Origin of the sequence: Embleya sp. NPDC050493 (assembly GCF_044458105.1) — a bacterium.
In the GTDB taxonomy this organism is placed as follows: Bacteria; Actinomycetota; Actinomycetes; order Streptomycetales; family Streptomycetaceae; genus Embleya.
This window is the reverse complement of sequence record NZ_JBITHP010000025.1, coordinates 117,126-134,577: the sequence shown is the minus strand read 5'-3', so window position 1 is coordinate 134,577 and position 17,452 is coordinate 117,126. Positions and strand designations below refer to the sequence as shown.

Genomic DNA, 17,452 nt, shown 5'->3' with positions numbered 1-17,452 from the left:
ATCGACGTGTCGTGACGGAGGAGGACGGGGCCCGGATGGTGTTCGGCAGGCGCAGGGCGCGACCCCAGGCGGAACCGCCCGCTATACCGGGGCCGGGGTCGGCGCCGAACTCGAACTCGGATTCGGATTCGATGCCGGGGCCGGGGCCGGGGCCGATGGCCGATCCGAGCGGGTCGCCCACGCCCGAGTCTCGGCCGAACACCTCCGAGGCCCGGCCTACAGCGCGCACCGCGGACCTGGCAGACGTCACAGACGCGGCAGACGGTGTAGACGTGGCAGGCCCGGCAGGCCCGGCACGTCCCACTGGCACCCCGGGCTCCGCGACCCCCGAGTCGCACGGGCCGACGCCTGCCGACGTGACCGACGCGACGGATTCGGCCGACTCGACCGACTGGCAGAGCGTGAGCGCGTTCACGTACGGCTCGCTCGCCTCCTCGTCCGCAGCCGCCGCCAAGTCCGCGACGGGTTCCCGGGTCGGGATCCGCATCCTCCGCGGTGGCGGATCGGGCGGCTTCTTCACCCCGTGCGCGTTCGCCGGTGACGACCGCCGCTCGCTGTACCTGCCCGACGGCAGCCTGCTCTGCACGGTGGACGCCGCCGAGACGGTCGACGGCGTACGGCACGACCGGGTCCGGGCCGCCGACGGCGAACCCGTCGGTACCATCCGCCGGATTCCGCCCGCCCGTCGACTGCTCAAGCACACGTGGCGGATCGACCAACCCGGCCGGCCCGAGATCGTCGGCCGCAACCTCTTCGCCACGACCGATCCGCGCAGGTTGGCGGCGCACACGGCGGACACCGCGCTCAGCCTCACCTTCGACACCCTGCTCTCCGGCGACGACGGTTCGCTCGGCCCGGTCCGCCCACGCGTGCTCGCCTGGAAGGCCGCCGGCGAAATGGTGATGACCACGGACGGACGCCATCAACCGGTCCGCGTCCTGGCCCCATGGGTGGACCGCCGACTGGCCTTCGTCTTCGCCATGCTCGGCGACGAGTGACTGACGAGCGGATACCGAGAGAGCGATCAGCGCCCGCTGCGTTTGCCGGGATTCGGCAAGTGCCTGCCGCACCCTGCCGGGATTCGGCAAGTGCCTGCCATGCCTGACGGGACTGGACTCGGCAAGTGCCTGCCGCGCCTGCCGGGATTCGGCACCCACGGGCGCGCGAGGGCACCCGCCCGGGAGGTCGCTTCGCGACCGTGCGCCAACGTGCGACGCCCGGGCCCGCCGGGTGGGGTACGCGGCGGACCCGGGCGTCATGATGTCGGGAGGATCGGGCCCCGGGGGCGCCGAAGGGGGGTGGGAACCTACTCGGTCGCTCCCGCCGTCGGCTCCAGCGCGCCGAAGACCACCAGGCCCAGGACGACCAGGCCCAGGACCACGCGGTAGGCCACGAACACCGTGAAGCTGTGCGTGCTGATGTACTTCAGGAACCACGCGATCGCCGCGTAGCCGACCACGAACGCGACCACGGTGGCCAGGATCGTCGGCCCCCACGCCGGTGCCGGACCCTCGCCGATCTTGAACAATTCGAGGCCGCCGGAGGCCAGTACGGCCGGGATGGCCAGCAGGAACGAGTACCGCGCCGCGACCTCGCGCCGATATCCCATCAGCAGGCCCGCCGTGACCGTGCCGCCCGAGCGCGAGACGCCGGGAATCAGCGCGAGCGACTGGGCGAAGCCGTAGATCAACGACTCCTTGCCGTTGAGCTTGTCCATCCCCCGGTTGTTCAGCGCCATCCGGTCCGCGAACAGCAGGATCAGGCCGAACACGACCAGCGTCGTACCGATCAGCCGCAGATCGCGGAACGTGGTTTCGATGGTGTCCTGGAACACCAGGCCCAGGATCCCGATCGGCAACGTGCCGACGATGATGTACCAGCCCATGCGCGCGTCGAGTTCGCCGCGCAGGGACGGGGTGTACAGCGACTTCACCCAGGTCGAGACGATTTTGCCGATGTCCTTGCGGAAGTAGATCAGGACGGCGGTCTCCGTCCCGATCTGGGTCACGGCGGTGAACGCCGAGCCCGGGTCCTCCCAGCCGGCGAACGCCGACACGATGCGCAGGTGTGCGCTGGAGGAGATCGGCAGGAACTCGGTGAGCCCCTGGACCAAGCCGAGTACAACGGCCTCGAACCAACCGATCACCGGACGACTCCGAGGGACGAAAGAGGGATGCGGATCATGCCGGCAACGGTAGCGGCGGCCTACGGTGCGTCAGGTGGACATCACATGGCCGAAGTTGGACGGAACGGTAACGGCCGAGCCGCCGGTCCGAATCCGTTCCTGGTGGCGCGGCCGCGCGAGGGCGGGCGTCGGAGGGAGGGCTGCCCGGCGCGGGGACGGCCGCCGGCGGGAGGGCTGCCCGTGGGACGGCCGCCGGCGGGACGGCTGCCGGCGGGGGCGGGCTGTCGGAGGAAGGGCGCCTGAGCCGGGGTGCGGGCCGATATACGTTTGCCCGGAGTCGGGCGGGATGGGAATCCTGGGGGCATGAGCGATCAGGGCGCCGCCGAGGCCCCACCCACCCGCCAGGCCGCCCGGCCACGCCCGGACGTTCCGGCGCCGCCCCTTGCCGCCGGTGCCCGGATGCCGTGGGAGGCCGCGCCGGCCGGACTGCGTGCCGCCGTCGAGGCGCGGCTCGGCGCATCGGTCGTCCGCGCCGTCACCCAGGTCGGCGGATTTTCGCCCGGCGTCGCCGCCCGTGTCGAACTCGCGGACGGCCGGCGTGCGTTCGTCAAGGCGGTCGGGCTCGAAGCCAACCCCGACTCGCCCGACCTGCACCGCGCGGAGGCCCGGATCTCCGCCGCGCTGCCGGCCGACGCCCCCGTACCGCGCCTGCTCGCCCTGGTCGACCTGGACGGCTGGGTCGCGTTGGCGTTCGAGGACGTCGACGGACACACGCCCGCGCAGCCGTGGCGCCCCGAGGACCTCGAACGGGTCCTGACCGCCCAGTCCGAACTCGCCGCCGCACTGGATCCGTCGCCCGTCGAGGTACCCGCAGTGGCCGAATCGTTAGCCGAGACGTTCGGCGCCTGGGCGCGTGGTTTCGATCCCGAGTCGTTCGGGCCCTGGACGCGCGCCCACGTCGATCGGCTCGCCGCGCACGAGGCGCACTGGTCGGCCGCCGCCGAGGGCACCGCGCTCGTACACTGCGACCTGCGCGCGGACAACATCCTGCTCACCGCGGACCGGGTCGTCTTCGTCGACTGGCCGTGGGCCGTACTCGGCGCCGCGTGGTTCGACGTGGTCCTGATGGCACCGAGCGTGATCATGCACAACGGCGAGCCGGCCGTCGACCCGATCGAGGCCCACCTCGCGGCGCGGCGGGTGGACCCGGACCGGATCACCGCCGTCCTCGCCGCCGCGGCCGGATTCTTTGCCGAGAGTTGCCTGCGGCCCGCCCCGCCCGGACTGCCGACGGTGCGAGCGTTCCAGCGGGCACAGGCGCACGGCGCACTGCTGTGGTTGCGACGACGCCTGGGGTGACCGGTGTCGGACGGCCGGTGTCGGGTAGCTTGCTCAGAACGATCGGTGGTGGGGAGGGACGAGCATGGGTGTCGACTACACGGACAGCGTGCTCCGAGTGGAGCGGACCTCGCCGCCACTGGGTGTGCGCCTGTTCGGCGAGGTCGACCTCGACAACTGCGCGCACGTGCGCTCGGCCCTGGTCGCGCAGAGCGCAAGCGGTACGGGTGACCTCTACGTCGACGTGTCGTCGCTGAACTTCATCGACGTCGCCGGCATCCGTACGTTGGTCGAGGCTGCGGTGCGGATTCAGCCCGGGAGACGCCTGGTTCTGCGTTGCGTTTCCGAGGAACTGTGCGTGCTCGTTCGGCTTGCCGGATGGGACCGGGTCCCGGGCTTGGTATTGGAGAAGGTGAAGACCGGATGACGACGGCCACGATGTTCCGGCACGACGCCTTGCTTTACGCGGGCATCGACGAGTTCGTCGAGCGTACCGCCGGCTTCGTCCGGGCCGGTCTGGTCGACGGCGAGGCGGTCGGTGTCGCGGTGATCGAGCCGCGAGCCGGCGCGCTGCGCAAGGAACTGGGCGCCGACGCCGATCGGGTGGCCTGGATCGACATGGAGCGGGTGGGCCGCAATCCGGCCCGGATCATCCCGGTCTGGCAGGACTGGGCGGAGAGCAACGGCGCCCGCGTGTTCCGCGGCATCGGCGAGCCGATCTGGGCCGGTCGCAGCCCCCAGGAGATCGTCGAGTGCCGACACCACGAGGCGCTGCTCAACCTGGCATTCGACGACGTGGCGTGGCAACTCCTGTGTCCGTACGACGTATCCGCGCTCGACGCGGAAGTGATCGACGGCGTGCGGCACTCGCATCCGCGGGTGCTGGCCGGCGCGGCCGAACGTGGCGGGATACGCCTCGCCGCGGGTGACTTCGCCGCGACCCTGACCGGCCCGGCGCTGCCCGCAGTACCCGGGCACGCCGACCGTCTGGCGTTTCGCTCCGGCGAACTGGCCGGTGTGCGCTCCCTGGTCCGCCGCGCCATGGGCAACGCGGCGCGCGCGCAGGTGAACCACGCGATCCTGGCCGTCAGCGAGATCGCGGGCAACAGCATCGTGCACGGCGGCGGCCACGGCACGGTCACGGTCTGGATCGAGGACGCCTCGTTCGTCTGCGAAATCCACGACGCGGGCCACATCGTCGACCCACTCGCCGGCCGCCACCGCCCCACCCCCGACCAGGACGGCGGCCGGGGCCTGTGGATGGCCAACCAAATCTGCGACCTGGTGCAAATCCGCTCGACGGCGGCAATGGGAACAACCGTGCGGCTACGCCTGTCACGGTAGGGCGCCGCTCCGGGGGCCGCCCGCCCCGGCAAGAGCCGTTGCCATGGGTGCGGGACGTCTCCGATCAGTGGCCACTCGTGGAGGCGGCCGAACCCTCGGCGGGCGGGGGCGCGGGCGCGGACGGGGACTCGGACCCGGACTCGGACCCGGTCTCGGACCCGGAGCCGGACCCGGACCCGGACGGGGCGAGAAGCGCGGGTCGGGGCGGGCGGGGGCGCCGGCGAAGGACAAGCCCGCAGGCGGCGGACGGTACCCGGGCCAACCCCTCAGCCCCGCCGGGTGGTCACCACCACGCCCCTCGACACGCCATCACATTTCGACGGCGGGCGGGCCCCAGCCGCCCGCCCGGCGCTTGCCTTGCCGCCGCTCGCTCGGCGCTTGCCTTGCTCCCGCAGCGTCGCGTACCCGATGCTTCCGCTGCACCGTGCGTTCCCGCGGGGGCGGGTCGCGGGGGTGCGGGGTGCTGCGGGGTGCGTCGGGGTGGGTCGGGGTGGGTCGGGGTGCTGGGTGCGTCGACGCCTCGGCGCGCAGTCCTTCGACCGACTGCGGACTCGACCTGGTTGGGCCCAGGGCTTCTATAGACGAACCTCGGGGCCTCGACGGGGCGCGAGGTCGGTCGTGTGATGCTCGTGTTGGTCCGTGATGCTGTGCACCCGGCGCTTCCGCTCTGGGCAGAGGCGGGGGTGGGCGGGGGGTGTTTCGGCGACACGGCGTGGTTCTCACCGACGTTGCGGGTCAACCGGTTGCGAAAGCGACCTGGCCGGGCCCACGGCTTCCCCACAGGCGGACAGACATGGCGTCTCGACGGGAGCGCGGGGTCAGGTCGCTTGGTGCCTGCGTCGTTCTGTGGCGGAGCGCTCCCGGTGCTTCCGCTGCGCGTGCCTGCGGGGGTGGGGGTGCTTCGGTGGCACGGCGGGATTCTCTCACCGACCCTGCGGGTCAAAACCGACCGCAAAGTCCGCGGCCCGGCAGGCTGCTTTGGGGTCTGGATCTACTTGCGGACACGGCCTTCGGCCACCCCGCGGCATGTGTGTTGGTTCCACGGCTCCCTTTGGGCGACATCCGTCACACGACGGGGCGGGGTCGAGCCGACCGGCGGGCTTGATCCACATTGACGGTGACGGACACCTTGGATAGGGGCACGCCTTCCCTGGGAGCATGTCCATCGTGGACTGCACTGCATGGGGAAGAAGCCTCGGCTTCGCCGCTTGTTCGCCCCGGAGTTAAGGGTCGAAATCATGGCCTTGTCCAGCAGGGCCACCGGCCGGTCAGCTCAGCTCAGCTCAGGTCGCGAAGGACTTCGACCCGCCCGAGACGCGGACGCCCTCGACACCGATCGGCCCCGACCCAGCCGGGCCGTCGCCCACGCCAAGGTCTTCGAGGTACATCTAGCGTTGGCACAACCTACGCAGGCGGCACAGCAACTCGGCGATCGCACGCCCGTCGAATACGAGAACACTCGCCGCAACCTGAGCACCACAACGACGGCGTCCGTCAAAGCTGACCAAGCTCACTTTGTGCTTGCTTCGGGTCTGGGGTGGTGCGTGCGCACCCGGTACTTCCGCTGTGCGTGCCTGTGGGGGTGGGGTGCTTCGGTGACGCGGTTGAGCCCTCGGCTTCCGCGAGTCGGACGTCGCATCTCGACGGGTCGCGGGTCCGGGTCGCTTTGTGCTTACGTCAGGCCGGGCCGGGTCGGGGCGTGATGGTGCGCGTCGCCCGGCGCTTGCGCTCTGCGTGGCCGCGAGGGGCGGGCGAATTCGGGTGGCATGGTGCGGTTGTCACCGACTCGGCCGCCTGGTCAGGGCTGCTTTGGGCCTGGGGTTGCTCGTGGACACGGTCTTCACCGGCCAAGAGCCGTGATGCGTCGGGTTGTTGCGCGGTGGAGGAGGCGGCAGGCGGGTTATCTGCGGAGCGGTGCCCGCGCTGGGAAGTGACTGCCACGGCTGGACGACATGCTGCCGACCGGTGGTTACCGAAGCCGACAACCGCTCCGCCTCACCTCACCTCGCCGGCCGCATGCTGTTCCGTCGTCGGAGGGGAATCGCCTCGGGCAATTTTCAGACCTTGGCCTCGGCCTCGGTGCCGCGCTGTGTGTGCGCCTTGCTGCGCTGGGCGGCGAGCCCGGTGAGGCGGGTGACGGCGATGCCGATCGCGCCGGGAAGGAGGCCGGCAGCGATGAACGCCGCGATGCCCGTACCCCACCAGGCCACCTCGAAGAGGATCCGGGGGAGGCCCGTGAGCGCATCGGCGTTGTTGGCTGCCGCATACCGACCCCAAAGAAACATCATCAGTGCGGGCGCAGCCAGCCCGGCCAGGATCCGGAGCGGCCGGCCCGCGTCGAGAGTGAACCCCCAGAAGGCGGTGGCTCCGACAACGGCCAACTCGGCCAGGAACAGAGCCACCATGGCGGTCCAGTAGAGCACGATCATGCGAGCCTCCCCGTTTCAACCGCGAGAGCACCGCTCTCGTCTGAGAGCATCATTCTGCGTCCACTGCTCCAAGTCAAGAGCACTGCTCTCGTTTGAGATCGGTGCTCTCGCATACCTGTTCTCTGCGGCGCCGATCCGTGCGCGGTGTCCCGACACGCGTCCCGCTATCTATCAACCGGTCGGTTCTCGATTTGATCTTGGGGCCGGGCGGGTGGCAGGCGGCACGCGAAGGCTGGGCTCTTTGCGTCGCAGAAGGGGCAGGTCGATGGCGAAGGAGTCTGACTTGAGTCCGACTTTCGCTCAGTGCTCTGATACGAGAGCAGTGCTCTCGCTTGCGGTTGATGCTCTTGTTTCTGGCTGGTGTTCTCGCTTGTGGTTGGTGCTCGCGGTTGAGTGTGGTGCTCACTGCCGGGAGCAGTGCTCTCGCGTTCCATCGGATGGAGATGGTGCTTGCTGCCTCCGCGGGGGTGGCTTTGAGTGCTGGATGCGCTGTTACGAGCTGAGGCAGCGATCTCTAACGAGAGCGGTGCTCTTGATTGTGATTGGTGCTCTCGGATGGGGTTGGTGCTTCTGATTGTGGGCGGTGATCGCGGGAGCGGCTGCTGGTTACAGACAGGAATGTGAGCGCGGCTGCGCTGCGCGGCCGCGACGAGGTGCCGGGTGCGGGCGCGGAGATGGACCGCGACGCGCGGTTGGTCGGACACCGTTGGTGGGCTACCGGCTACCGGCTGCCAACTACCGGCTGGGGGCGACTCGGGTTGTGGGGCGCTCGTTGCTTGCGGCGGGCATCGGTTCGCTCGTGTGCGGTGCCGGGTGGGCCTGCCCTGGGAGGTGAGCGTGAGGCGTCGTGGGTGGGGGAGAGCGGTGCTCTTGTTTGTGGGCGGTGATCGGAGTGCGGAGCGGTGATCTCTGGTGAGGGGGCGTCAGCGCGGAAGGCTGTGCGCTGCGGAGGTATGGCTGGGCACCGTGCGACACGGATCGGCCGGACGTGCCCCGCCGTTGTGCGGGGTTGGTGAACTGCCGGTCGGCTTGTGCCGACGGCGGAATCCGCCGGTGGCGGAATCGTGCGCTGCGGGCCGCTCCCTGTGTTGATCATGAGGGAAGCCGCACAAGCGGTGAAGGGAGCCGACGGGGAGGTTCTGCAATGAGAGTCGTCTACGTACATGGGGCCTGCGTGACGGATGGCGCGTGGTGGTGGCACCGCATGGTGGAGCCGCTCGCCGCGCATTGGCTCGATACGCGGGCGGTCGAACTGACCAGCGCGGGACCGGATGTGGCCGGGCTGGGCGACCTGTACGACGACATCGCGGCGACACGCGCGGTGCTCGAGGACACCGATGAGCCGACCATCGTGGTCGCCCATTCCTACGGAGGCATGGTCGTGACGGAGGCCGCCGCCGGACTGGCCTCGGTGCGCCGTCTGGTCTACGTCACGTCCGTGATGCCCGAACCCGGCGAGACCCTGGCGGACTTCGCCGGGGCGGAGCCTGCGCCGTGGATGGAGGTCGGGAGCGACGGGACGATTTCTGCTCGATCCGAGACCGCCGCCGAGGTCTTCCTTCAGGGCTGCGACGATCCGGCGATCGTGGCGGAGGCGGTGCGCCGGCTCGTACCGCAGTCCATGGCCGTGTTCGGCCAGAGCCCGGCTGCGGCTGCGTGGAGGAACGTGCCTTCCACGTACGTCGTCTGCACCGAGGACCGCGGCTCCTCGGCTGCCTGGCAACGGGAACGAGCCACCCGGGCCGACCACGTGATCGAGATCCCGACGGACCACCACCCGTTCCTGAGCCGACCCCAACTGTTCGCGGATCTGCTGGCGCGGATAGCCCTCGCCGCGCGCTAGGGACTGTTTGAAAGTAGATCTTGGTCACAGCCATTCGCCGATGGCGGCGATGATGACGGCCGGCCCGCATGTTGTCGTAGCGAGGAGGGATGATCACGGCAGCTACCGAACACCGCAGCGGTGAGCACCCGTCGAGGGCCCGCTGTCGATAGGGAGAGGCATGTTTCTCGGACTACCCGGCGCAACTTGGGATGCCGTGCCAGTCGAGGAGGCGCTGGAGCGGTACGACATGGCCGAAGCGAGCAACAACCCTGACTGGGATGTCGATGACTATTTCGGAGAAGAGCCCGAGCACTTCTACGTCCACCGCGGTGACCTGGCGATCGACGGCGCGTTGGCGCTGGGCAACGGTCCCGACGAGGACGAGGACGAGGACGAGGACGAGGGCGAGGGCGAGGACACGGTCTACGTCATCGACGGCGACCTGACCGTCAGCGGTCCCATCACCTTCCTGAACATGGATGTCTACACAACGCTCTACGTCACCGGCTCGGTCGTGGCGCAGGACCTGGTGTGCCTCTGGGACAGTTGCCTGTTCGTCGGTCGGTCGTTGACCGTCCGGAACCTTCTTGCGACGTCACTGACCGAAGCGGGCGCCCTCGTGGTCAAGGGGCCGGTGTCTGCCCATACCTGGCTTGAGACGGGCGGCCGGGGCTGTATCTACTTCGCCGGCAAACCGGACGCCCGCTTGGTCGCAAGCGCCGACTCCGGTGCGGGCGGGCCGGCCGACCCGTACTCCGACGGCGCCAACGCCGGTGTCTACCTCGGTGGGGAAGGCAAGGTCGACATCCTGGCGGAGGTGGTCCTCCCCGAGTTCCTCGAAGAGGACGGCACATGCGACGACATGAAGATCCGGGAGGCGGTGTTCGAGGGCAGGTCCGTCCTGCGGTAACGACCCTGCCCAGGCGCGCTGTTGTGTCGGCCCGGGGTTCCCGCGAGCGCGTGGACCCCGGCTGTCGAAGCCGGCGACGCCGTCCGCGAGGGCGCGTGGGTGGCCGAACCTACCGGCGACGTCGTGGACGGCCGGCCGCGAGACCTTGGGGTCTGCTTGAAAGTGGATCTTGGTCTGCGATGATCGTCGTGTGGGGCGGGGAGATCCGACCGAGGGTCAATGGGCTGTGCTGGAGCCGTTGTTGCCGGCCGCGCGAAAGCGCGGCAGGCCGACCGCGTTCACGCGGCGGGACCAGCTGAACGCGATCCGGTGGCGCACCCGGACGGGTGCGCCGTGGCGGGACATACCCGAGCGGTGCGGGCCGTGGGAATCCGCGTCCAGCCTGTTCCGGCGCCGGCAGCGCGACGGGACCTGGGCGCGGGTCCTGGAGCACGTGCAGGCCCGCGCGGACGCACGGGGTCTGATCATCCGGGACGTGAACGTGGACTCCACGATCGCCCAGCCGCATCAGCACGCGGCCGGTGCCCGCAAAAAGGGGATCTGCAGCGCGAGCCGCCCGGCGGCGTGGTCGACGAGCCGTCCGACCACGCGCTCGGACGGTCCCGCGGCGGGCTGACCATGAAGATCCACCTGGTCTGCGAGCAGGGCCAGCGTCCGCCGGCCCTGCTGATCACCGCCGGACAGCGCGGCGACTCAACGCAGTTCGCGAACCTCCCGGACGCGATCCGGGTCCCCGGGATCGGACCCGGGAGACCGCGCACCCGCCCGGGGCGGGTGCGCGGTGACAAGGCCTACAGCTCCCGCGCGAACCACGCACTGCTGCGCAGACGCGGGATCGCCTGCACCATCCCCGAACCTGCCGACCGGATCCGCAACCGCATGAAACGCGGCCCGGCGGGCGGACGCCCGCCGGTCTTCGACCGCGAGGACTACAAGGCACGCCACGCGGTGGAGTGCGGCATCAACCGGCTGCAACGCAACCGCGCAGTGGCCGGCAGGTTCGACAAGCCGGCCGTCCGCTACGAAGCCACCGTCACCATCGCCGCCATCGGCGAATGGCCGTGACCAAGATCCACTTTCAAACAGACCCTAACGCCACGACGCCCCGCGCGGAGCCGAACCGGATCGAAGGTGGGGCGTTTCGGGACGCTGGGGGGACGGATCGTCGACGGCTCCGCTGCACCGCCCCAAGGCGCGGGACTTCGCCGAACCGACGACCGCCACACCGTTCCCGGTCGGAACCGCCGGCGCAGCCCCGCTCACCGGAGTCGGGCTGCAACGTCGTCTTCCGGTGGGCCGGTTGCCTTGGCGTGGGGCGGTTTGATTCGTGAGCGGCGGCGACCCGGTCCGTCGTCACGTTCTCGGCGAGAGCCGCCGGCGCGGTGCCGATGGCGGACGCGGGCGCTCGGGTTGGGGCCTGTCCAGGTGTTGGCATCGAGCGGGGCGCCGGTTCCGGATGGTCGGTGGCCGCCCTGAGTCCTGGGGGACTTGGGCTCGGGCGGGGTCTCGGGCGGTGTTGCGACGAGCGGGGCGGCAGTGCCCGGTGGCCGGGTGGCGCCGCCCCGAGCCTTGGCGGATGGGGCGCGTGACTGGTGTGTTTTCGGCTGTCTGTGGTGTCGAGTGATTGCGATGATTTGTCGGTTCTGTCGGCCGTGGGGAACTTGGGCGAGGGCGGGACGGGGTTACTTGGCGGGGGTGGTGTCGGGGCCCTGGGTGCGGATGCGTTCGACGGTTTCCAGGGACTCGCGGAGGTCGGTGAGCCAGGTGTCGGTGTTGCGCTGGACGAGGCGTACGCACCAGGCCAGGGCGTCGCTGCGGCTGCGGGCGACGCCGCCGGCGACCAGGGTGTCGAGGACCTGGCGTTCGGGCTGACGGAGGCGGGTCATGACGGGTACGGAGACCGTGGTGTAGAGGGCGCGGGTGCTGCCGCATTCGACGCCCCAGGAGACCTTGCGGCCGAAGCGGCGCTCGGCTTCGCGGGCCACGGCCATGCGGTCCTCGCGGGTGCGTTCGCGGAATTCGGCGATTCGGCCGTCGCGGGCCGCGTCGCGCTCGTCGGTGGAGACGTCGTCGGCGAGTTCCGGCTCGGGGATGCGGCCGATGACGGTGATTTCCTCGCGGTCGACGGTCACGTCGACGAGGGCGGTGAACAGTCCCTCGGGGAGGCGTCCGGTGAACCAGCCTCGTACGGCTTCCTGCTTTGTTGTAATCATGTAATTCAACTTACGCCGATGTTCTCCGAAGGCAAGGGGGTCCGCTCACAGCGGAAATCGCTCCGAGGGACGCGCCGGGGATGTCGCCGACGATCGGCAACCGTCGGGGGATGGTTGCCGTGGCACGATGACCGGCAGGCGGCAGGCGGCAGGCGGCAGGCGGCAGGCGGCCATGCGGCGGCCGGCAGGTGATCCGTGTGGGGCGACAGGCGGAGGGTGATGGCGATGGAGTCGGAAGGTCGGATGCCTCGGCGGGTGTTGCTCGGGACCTGGCCCACGCCGCTTGAACCTGCGCCGCGGTTGGCGGTCGCACTCGGTCTCGGTCCGGACGATCTGTGGGTCAAGCGGGACGATCTCACCGGTCTGGGCGGCGGGGGCAACAAGGTACGGAAGCTCGAATGGACCTGTGGCGCGGCGCTTGCCGCCGGTGCCACCACGCTGGTGACCACGGGTGCGCCGCAGAGCAATCACGCACGGCTGACCGCGGCGGCGGGTGCGCGGTTGGGTCTGGACGTTGTACTGGTCCTGGCGGGCGCGGGTGGGGCGTCGACGTCCGGAAACATCGCGCTCGACGGGCTGTTCGGCGCCACGGTGGTGTGGGCCGGCGACGTGGGGCGGGCGGCACTCGACGCCATGGCCGAGGAGGTGGCCGCGCGGCTGCGGGAACGTGGTGGCGTTCCGGTGGTGCTGCCCTTCGGTGGGTCGAGTTTGCTCGGGGCGCGTGGCTACGCGGAGTGTGCGCGGGAACTCATCGGTCAGGAACCCGAGTTGGATGTTGTCGTGGTGGCGCTGGGTTCCGGTGGCACGATGGCGGGGCTGGTCGACGAACTCGGCCCCGAACGGGTGCTCGGCGTGCACTGTGGCGCCGTCGACGATCCGTCCGGGACCGTACACGGGTTGCTTTCGGGTCGGGACGACGCGCGTTGTGCGCGAGCGGAGTTGCGGGTGCGGTCGGATCAAGTCGGCGACGGATACGGAACGTTGACTGAGTCGGCGATGGCCGCGTTGACGTTGGCTGCGCGTACTGAGGGCATCGTGCTCGACCCGATCTACACCGCGCGGGCGATGGCCGGGTTGATCGCGGCGGTCAAGGATGGCGAGGTCCGGCCCGGCCACCGCACGATCTTCCTGCACACGGGCGGATTGCCCGGCCTCTTCGGCCACCCGACCACCGTCGGCAGGGCCATGTCCATGTCCGCTTTGCAGGCAAGGGACGGCCGGTAGCCGATTGGTGGACGTTCGGGCGGCCGGGCACCCGGGCGCCCGCGCAGCCGCTCACCCGCGCACTCGCTCACCCGGCCCCGGGCTTCCGGGTTGCCGTGCCCCGGCGTCAGCGCCGCCGGGAACTCGCTACACCCGCACCCGGGCAGCCGCTTACTCACTCACCCGTGCCCTGGGCTGCCGCGCACCCGCGTACCTGCCGCGCCCGGTGTCGGCCGGGCCGCTCGGTGCGTGCCGAGCACCACGACCGACCCGCCCTCGGCAGCGAGTTCGACGCCGGCCGGTCCGTCCGGCACCGGGCAGCAGCGCACCCGCCCAGCCGCCCGCCCGCGCAGCCGCGCTCTGGGCTGCCGCCCACCCGCGTACCCGCCGCGCCCGGTGTCGGCCGGGCCGCTCGGTGCGTGCCGAGTACCACGACCGACTCGCCTGCGGTAGCGAGTTCGGCGCCGGCCGGTTCGTCCGGTACCGGTCACCCGTGCAGCCGCCCACCCGCGCAGCCGGGTTCTGGGCTGCCGCGCACCCGCGTACCTGCCGTGCCCGGTGCCGGCCGGGCCGCTCGGTGCGTGCCGAGCACCACGACCGACTCGCCTGCGGCAGCGAGTTCGGTGCCGGCCGGCTCGTTCGGCACCGGGCGCCCGCCCGCGCACCCTCGCTCTGGGCTGCCGCGTACCCGCGTACCTGCCGCTGCCCGGTGCCGGCCGGTCCGTCCGGCACCGGGCAGCGGCGCACCCGGGCGCCCGGGCACCCGTGTACCCGGGCAGCCGCGCACTCGTTCTCCCGGGCCCCGGGGCTTCCGGCACCCGCGTACGCGCGCCCCGCGCACCCGCGCACCCACCCAGCCGGGGAGCCGCCCAACCGGGTACTCGGGCAGGCGGGGTGTGCCTGGGTGGCGAATAGCCGGCAAGCCCGATCTTGGCGACGGGACCGATGGGAAGGCATTGCCTTGCGACCCGGCTGTGAGGCGTGGGCGCCGGCATGACGTCGCGCGGGAGCCGTCCCCGGCGCGTGGTGCGCTCGGGACGACGTGTCACCCGACGCTGCGCCGTTGCCGTTGCCGTTGTCACGCCGCCGTCGTCGCGGTTGCGGTTGCTCGTGGTTGCCGTTGGTCGGTAGGAGCCGCGTCGAGCCGCGTCGGGTCGGATGGTGGTTGGTTCGGTTGTGGTTTGTCGTCGACCCGTGGCCGGGGTGTGTGGGTGCGTGGAGGTAGCTTGGGGCGCATGACCATCGAGGGCGTTGCCGTGCGGGTGTCGGTCGGGAGTTTGACCGCGCTTGCCGGGCTGCATGTTGCGTGGGGGCTGGGGTCGTCGTGGCCGTTGCCCGATCGGGAGTCGCTGTCGGATGCGGTGGTCGGGCAGTCGAGTGTGCCCGGGCCGGCGGCGTGCTTCGCTGTCGCGGGTGCACTGGGTGCGGCGGCGCTGTTGGTTGCGGGGCGGCCGAGGCGTCGACCCGCGCTGGCCCGGACCGGGGCGTTCGGGGTGGCCGGCGTCCTGGGGCTGCGTGGTGTGCTCGGCCTTGTCGGTCGCACGGATGTCGCGTCGCCGGGGTCGTCCTCCGAGCGCTTTCGCCGGTTGGATCGGATGGCCTACTCGCCGCTGTGCCTCGCGCTCGCCGCCGGCTCGGCGGTCGCGGCCGGCGGGAGCGGACGATGAACCGGCTCGGGCTCGTGGCGGTGGTTGTTCGGGACTACGACGAGGCCATCGCGTTCTATACCCGCGCCCTCGGGTTCGACCTGCGCGAGGACACCCCGATGGAGGATGGCAAGCGGTGGGTCGTGGTCGCGCCGCCCGGTACGGGGCCGAACGAGGCGGCGGTCCTGCTGGCCCGGGCCGTGGACGACGAGCAGCGGTCCCGGGTGGGGGATCAGACCGGTGGCCGGGTCGGACTCTTCCTGTACACCGATGATTTCGCCCGAGAGCACGCACGGATGCTCGCCGCCGGCGTGATCTTCGAGGAGCCGCCTCGGCGGGAGAAGTACGGCGTCGTCGCGGTCTTTCGCGACCTGTACGGCAACCGTTGGGACCTGATCGAGCGCACCGGCCCGATGCTGCGCTGAGCGAGGCTTACGCGGCTGCATGCATCGACCGCGAGGGGCCTCGTCTCGGTATGGCCACCGACCCGAGGTCGCCGAGCCGGCTACGCCCGCGACCATGGCCGAAACAGCGACCAGGGCCGCGACCCGATCGCAACCACGATCATGGCCGGCCGAGGGGTACTCACTCCACAACCCGCCCGGCCGCCGCCGGCCCCGCTGCGACCACCCGTACGGTCGACCCGGCCGGCGAACAAGCCGAGAAAGCCGTCACGGTGCCGACGCCCCGACGCCCCGAGGCGACGACCGAGCCGCCGGCCGCCGTGCCACACAAACATCCTCGTCGAGACTCGGGCGCCCCCAACCCCCAACCCGCCGCCGCCTACTGCGCCAGCCAGATCACCAGCCAAAGGAAGCCCACGCCCGTGATCGTGCACAGCAGGGTCGAGCCCGAAGGGTGTGGGCTGTGGGCCTCGGGCAGGATGTCGGCGGTGGCCAGGTAGAGCAGGAAGCCGGCGAAGAAGCCCAGGTAGAGGCCAAGGGCGTGTTCCGGGATGGTGAACGCGAGCGTGATGGCCGCGCCCGTCACCGGTGCGAGGGCGTCCGCGCCCAGCAGGGTCACGGCCCGGCGGCGGTCGTTGCCGTACATCCGGGTGACCGTGTACGTGTTGAAGCCGTCCGCGAAGTCGTGTGCCACCACCGCGATCGCCACCGTGGTGCCCACCGTCGTACCGGCCTGGAAGGCCGCGCCGATCGCGAAGCCGTCCATCACGCTGTGCCCCACCAGCGCGGCGGCGGCGGTCAGGCCGATGCCCTTGGCCCGCCCGTCCGCGCCCATGGTCGGGCCGTGGTGGTGGGCATGTGGTGCGTACTCGCCTTCGTGGCCCCGGTGGATCGCCACCGAGCGCTCGACCACATGCAGGACCAGGAAGCCCAACACGAACATCAGCAGCGCCTGCGGCACGCCGCCCAGCCGATCGCCCGCCGCGGACAGCGCCTCGGGCAGCAGGTCGAACGCGACCACGCCGAGCATCAGCCCGGCGGCGAGGCCCAGTACGAGGTGTCGACGGTCGCCGATGCGCTGCGCCACCCAACCGCCGAGCAGGGTCATCAGGAAGGCGCCGGCGGCGACCAGTACGGCGGTCATGCCCGCGCCTGCCCGGGATCCGGAGGCTGCATTCGCGACGGCGTCATCGATCAATCGTCGGCCGGCGGATGGGCGAACGCGCCGGTTGTTGCGCCGTACGAGTGACCACACACACGTCGCGCCCGCGCCCCCGAAGCCGCTGCGCGCCTGCGTGGCGACGGCGTGCACCGTTATGTCGGTTGGTATCGCGCCGAGTTGGTTACATGTCGTCCGCGAAACCAACAATCGGGCACGCACCGTACGCCGGCCGGCCACACCCGGCCACACCCGGCGACAATCGGGACTTCGGCATCGAAATGGAGGCGTCCCGGCGCCGAAATACAGGCGCCAATGCGCGGACGTCCGCCTATTCTGGTGACGGCTGCCCCTACGACCCCGCCCGGCTTGCATGCCGATGGCCAGGTTCCGGGCGTGCCGTACTCCGTGCCACGCCGCCGCGCGACTTGGGCGACCCCGGAAGAGCCGCGAGGCGTGTGGGCGACCCATGCCATGTACGCAACGGGGAGAAACGGAACGATGAATGTGAAGGTAGGCGACAGGGTCAAGGCGACACAGCCGATCGGCGGCTTCACCAAGCAGACCGTCCCGGTAGGCGCACCGGGAGTGGTCGTGCGCACCACGATGGGCCGTGCCGACGTGTGCTTCACGCTGCCCGGCGTTGCCGGCGGCTTCCGTACGGTCGAGGTATCGGTCGACCCGGGCAAGCTCGCCAAGGTCTGACGACCGGCACCGGAACCGGAACCCAACCAAAGCCCCAACCAAGCCAACCCGAAACGACATCCGGAACCGGAACCGGAATCAGAACCGGAACCGGGATCAGAACCGGAATCAGAACCAGAACGACAGCTACAGCCAGAACCAGAACAACGGC

The 17,452-nt window shown here is 70.8% G+C and carries 15 protein-coding genes; 11 read left to right on the top strand and 4 right to left on the bottom strand.

From position 1 onward, the window contains the following. Positions 1-356: 356 nt before the first annotated feature. Positions 357-998 (top strand): hypothetical protein, encoded by a 642-nt coding sequence (locus ACIBM5_RS35705; RefSeq protein ID WP_396010853.1) that lies wholly within the window; start codon positions 357-359, stop codon positions 996-998. A 308-nt stretch (positions 999-1,306) separates the two neighbouring features. Here ACIBM5_RS35705 and ACIBM5_RS35700 read toward each other — a convergent pair whose 3' ends face one another. Further along, positions 1,307-2,143 carry an undecaprenyl-diphosphate phosphatase gene (locus tag ACIBM5_RS35700; RefSeq protein ID WP_391586249.1) on the bottom strand — a complete coding sequence of 279 codons (837 nt, stop codon included), beginning with the start codon at positions 2,141-2,143 and terminating at the stop codon, positions 1,307-1,309. Between the two features lie 345 nt (positions 2,144-2,488). Between ACIBM5_RS35700 and ACIBM5_RS35695 the strand changes: the two genes are divergently transcribed. From ACIBM5_RS35695 to ACIBM5_RS35685, 3 genes are all read left to right on the top strand, one after another. Next, on the top strand, positions 2,489-3,484 hold the full coding sequence (locus ACIBM5_RS35695) for an aminoglycoside phosphotransferase family protein (RefSeq protein ID WP_396010852.1): 996 nt from the start codon (positions 2,489-2,491) through the stop codon (positions 3,482-3,484). 64 nt (positions 3,485-3,548) lie between these two features. Further along, entirely contained in the window at positions 3,549-3,890 is a 342-nt protein-coding gene (locus tag ACIBM5_RS35690; protein ID WP_396010850.1) for an STAS domain-containing protein, read from the top strand. Beyond that, positions 3,887-4,807 carry an anti-sigma factor RsbA family regulatory protein gene (locus ACIBM5_RS35685; RefSeq protein WP_396010849.1) on the top strand — a complete coding sequence of 307 codons (921 nt, stop codon included), beginning with the start codon at positions 3,887-3,889 and terminating at the stop codon, positions 4,805-4,807. The genes ACIBM5_RS35690 and ACIBM5_RS35685 overlap by 4 nt, the downstream gene beginning before the upstream one ends. A 2,057-nt stretch (positions 4,808-6,864) precedes the next feature. Here ACIBM5_RS35685 and ACIBM5_RS35680 read toward each other — a convergent pair. After that, complete coding sequence (locus tag ACIBM5_RS35680; RefSeq protein WP_396010848.1) at positions 6,865-7,236, bottom strand: YrdB family protein; 372 nt, start codon at positions 7,234-7,236, stop codon at positions 6,865-6,867. A gap of 1,144 nt (positions 7,237-8,380) precedes the next feature. Here ACIBM5_RS35680 and ACIBM5_RS35675 point away from each other — a divergent pair. The 3 genes from ACIBM5_RS35675 to ACIBM5_RS35665 all read left to right on the top strand — a co-directional run bounded on the left by ACIBM5_RS35675 (position 8,381) and on the right by ACIBM5_RS35665 (position 11,036). Next, on the top strand, positions 8,381-9,079 hold the full coding sequence (locus ACIBM5_RS35675) for an alpha/beta fold hydrolase (protein WP_396010846.1): 699 nt from the start codon (positions 8,381-8,383) through the stop codon (positions 9,077-9,079). A 196-nt stretch (positions 9,080-9,275) separates the two neighbouring features. Next, complete coding sequence (locus ACIBM5_RS35670; RefSeq protein ID WP_396010845.1) at positions 9,276-9,971, top strand: hypothetical protein; 696 nt, start codon at positions 9,276-9,278, stop codon at positions 9,969-9,971. A 190-nt stretch (positions 9,972-10,161) separates the two neighbouring features. Continuing rightward, positions 10,162-11,036 (top strand): IS5 family transposase gene (locus ACIBM5_RS35665; protein WP_396010844.1). Its coding sequence is split into 2 segments (ribosomal slippage): positions 10,162-10,555 and positions 10,555-11,036, totalling 876 coding nucleotides; the frame shifts between segments, so codons are not numbered across the junction. 617 nt (positions 11,037-11,653) lie between these two features. Here ACIBM5_RS35665 and ACIBM5_RS35660 read toward each other — a convergent pair. Further along, positions 11,654-12,184, bottom strand: coding sequence for a hypothetical protein (locus tag ACIBM5_RS35660; RefSeq protein ID WP_396010843.1), 531 nt, complete (start codon positions 12,182-12,184; stop codon positions 11,654-11,656). A gap of 225 nt (positions 12,185-12,409) precedes the next feature. On the opposite strand from ACIBM5_RS35660, the gene ACIBM5_RS35655 reads away from it, so the two are divergent. The 3 genes from ACIBM5_RS35655 to ACIBM5_RS35645 all read left to right on the top strand — a co-directional run bounded on the left by ACIBM5_RS35655 (position 12,410) and on the right by ACIBM5_RS35645 (position 15,458). Then, on the top strand, positions 12,410-13,408 hold the full coding sequence (locus tag ACIBM5_RS35655; RefSeq protein WP_396010841.1) for a pyridoxal-phosphate dependent enzyme: 999 nt from the start codon (positions 12,410-12,412) through the stop codon (positions 13,406-13,408). Positions 13,409-14,622: 1,214 nt separating this feature from the next. After that, entirely contained in the window at positions 14,623-15,054 is a 432-nt protein-coding gene (locus ACIBM5_RS35650) for a DUF3995 domain-containing protein (protein WP_396010840.1), read from the top strand. Further along, positions 15,051-15,458 (top strand): VOC family protein, encoded by a 408-nt coding sequence (locus tag ACIBM5_RS35645; protein WP_391586162.1) that lies wholly within the window; start codon positions 15,051-15,053, stop codon positions 15,456-15,458. Before ACIBM5_RS35650 ends, ACIBM5_RS35645 begins: the two co-directional genes overlap by 4 nt. Positions 15,459-15,816: 358 nt before the next feature. Here the strand turns inward: ACIBM5_RS35645 and ACIBM5_RS35640 are convergent, their stop codons facing one another. Next, positions 15,817-16,581: a ZIP family metal transporter gene (locus ACIBM5_RS35640; RefSeq protein WP_396010839.1), complete on the bottom strand. Its 765-nt coding sequence runs from the start codon at positions 16,579-16,581 to the stop codon at positions 15,817-15,819. Between the two features lie 516 nt (positions 16,582-17,097). Between ACIBM5_RS35640 and ACIBM5_RS35635 the strand changes: the two genes are divergently transcribed. Next, positions 17,098-17,301 carry a hypothetical protein gene (locus ACIBM5_RS35635; protein WP_396010838.1) on the top strand — a complete coding sequence of 68 codons (204 nt, stop codon included), beginning with the start codon at positions 17,098-17,100 and terminating at the stop codon, positions 17,299-17,301. The last annotated feature ends 151 nt before the right edge of the window (positions 17,302-17,452 follow it).

Excerpts from the sequence above, each read along its gene's own strand:
- ACIBM5_RS35635 (WP_396010838.1), top strand. The coding sequence starts at position 17,098 with ATGAATGTGAAGGTAGGCGACAGGGTCAAGGCGACACAGCCGATCGGC.
- ACIBM5_RS35650 (WP_396010840.1), top strand. The coding sequence starts at position 14,623 with ATGACCATCGAGGGCGTTGCCGTGCGGGTGTCGGTCGGGAGTTTGACC.
- ACIBM5_RS35675 (WP_396010846.1), top strand. The coding sequence starts at position 8,381 with ATGAGAGTCGTCTACGTACATGGGGCCTGCGTGACGGATGGCGCGTGG.
- ACIBM5_RS35685 (WP_396010849.1), top strand. The coding sequence starts at position 3,887 with ATGACGACGGCCACGATGTTCCGGCACGACGCCTTGCTTTACGCGGGC.
- ACIBM5_RS35645 (WP_391586162.1), top strand. The coding sequence starts at position 15,051 with ATGAACCGGCTCGGGCTCGTGGCGGTGGTTGTTCGGGACTACGACGAG.
- ACIBM5_RS35655 (WP_396010841.1), top strand. The coding sequence starts at position 12,410 with ATGGAGTCGGAAGGTCGGATGCCTCGGCGGGTGTTGCTCGGGACCTGG.
- ACIBM5_RS35640 (WP_396010839.1), bottom strand. The coding sequence starts at position 16,581 with ATGACCGCCGTACTGGTCGCCGCCGGCGCCTTCCTGATGACCCTGCTC.
- ACIBM5_RS35660 (WP_396010843.1), bottom strand. The coding sequence starts at position 12,184 with ATGATTACAACAAAGCAGGAAGCCGTACGAGGCTGGTTCACCGGACGC.
- ACIBM5_RS35680 (WP_396010848.1), bottom strand. The coding sequence starts at position 7,236 with ATGATCGTGCTCTACTGGACCGCCATGGTGGCTCTGTTCCTGGCCGAG.
- ACIBM5_RS35690 (WP_396010850.1), top strand. The coding sequence starts at position 3,549 with ATGGGTGTCGACTACACGGACAGCGTGCTCCGAGTGGAGCGGACCTCG.
- ACIBM5_RS35695 (WP_396010852.1), top strand. The coding sequence starts at position 2,489 with ATGAGCGATCAGGGCGCCGCCGAGGCCCCACCCACCCGCCAGGCCGCC.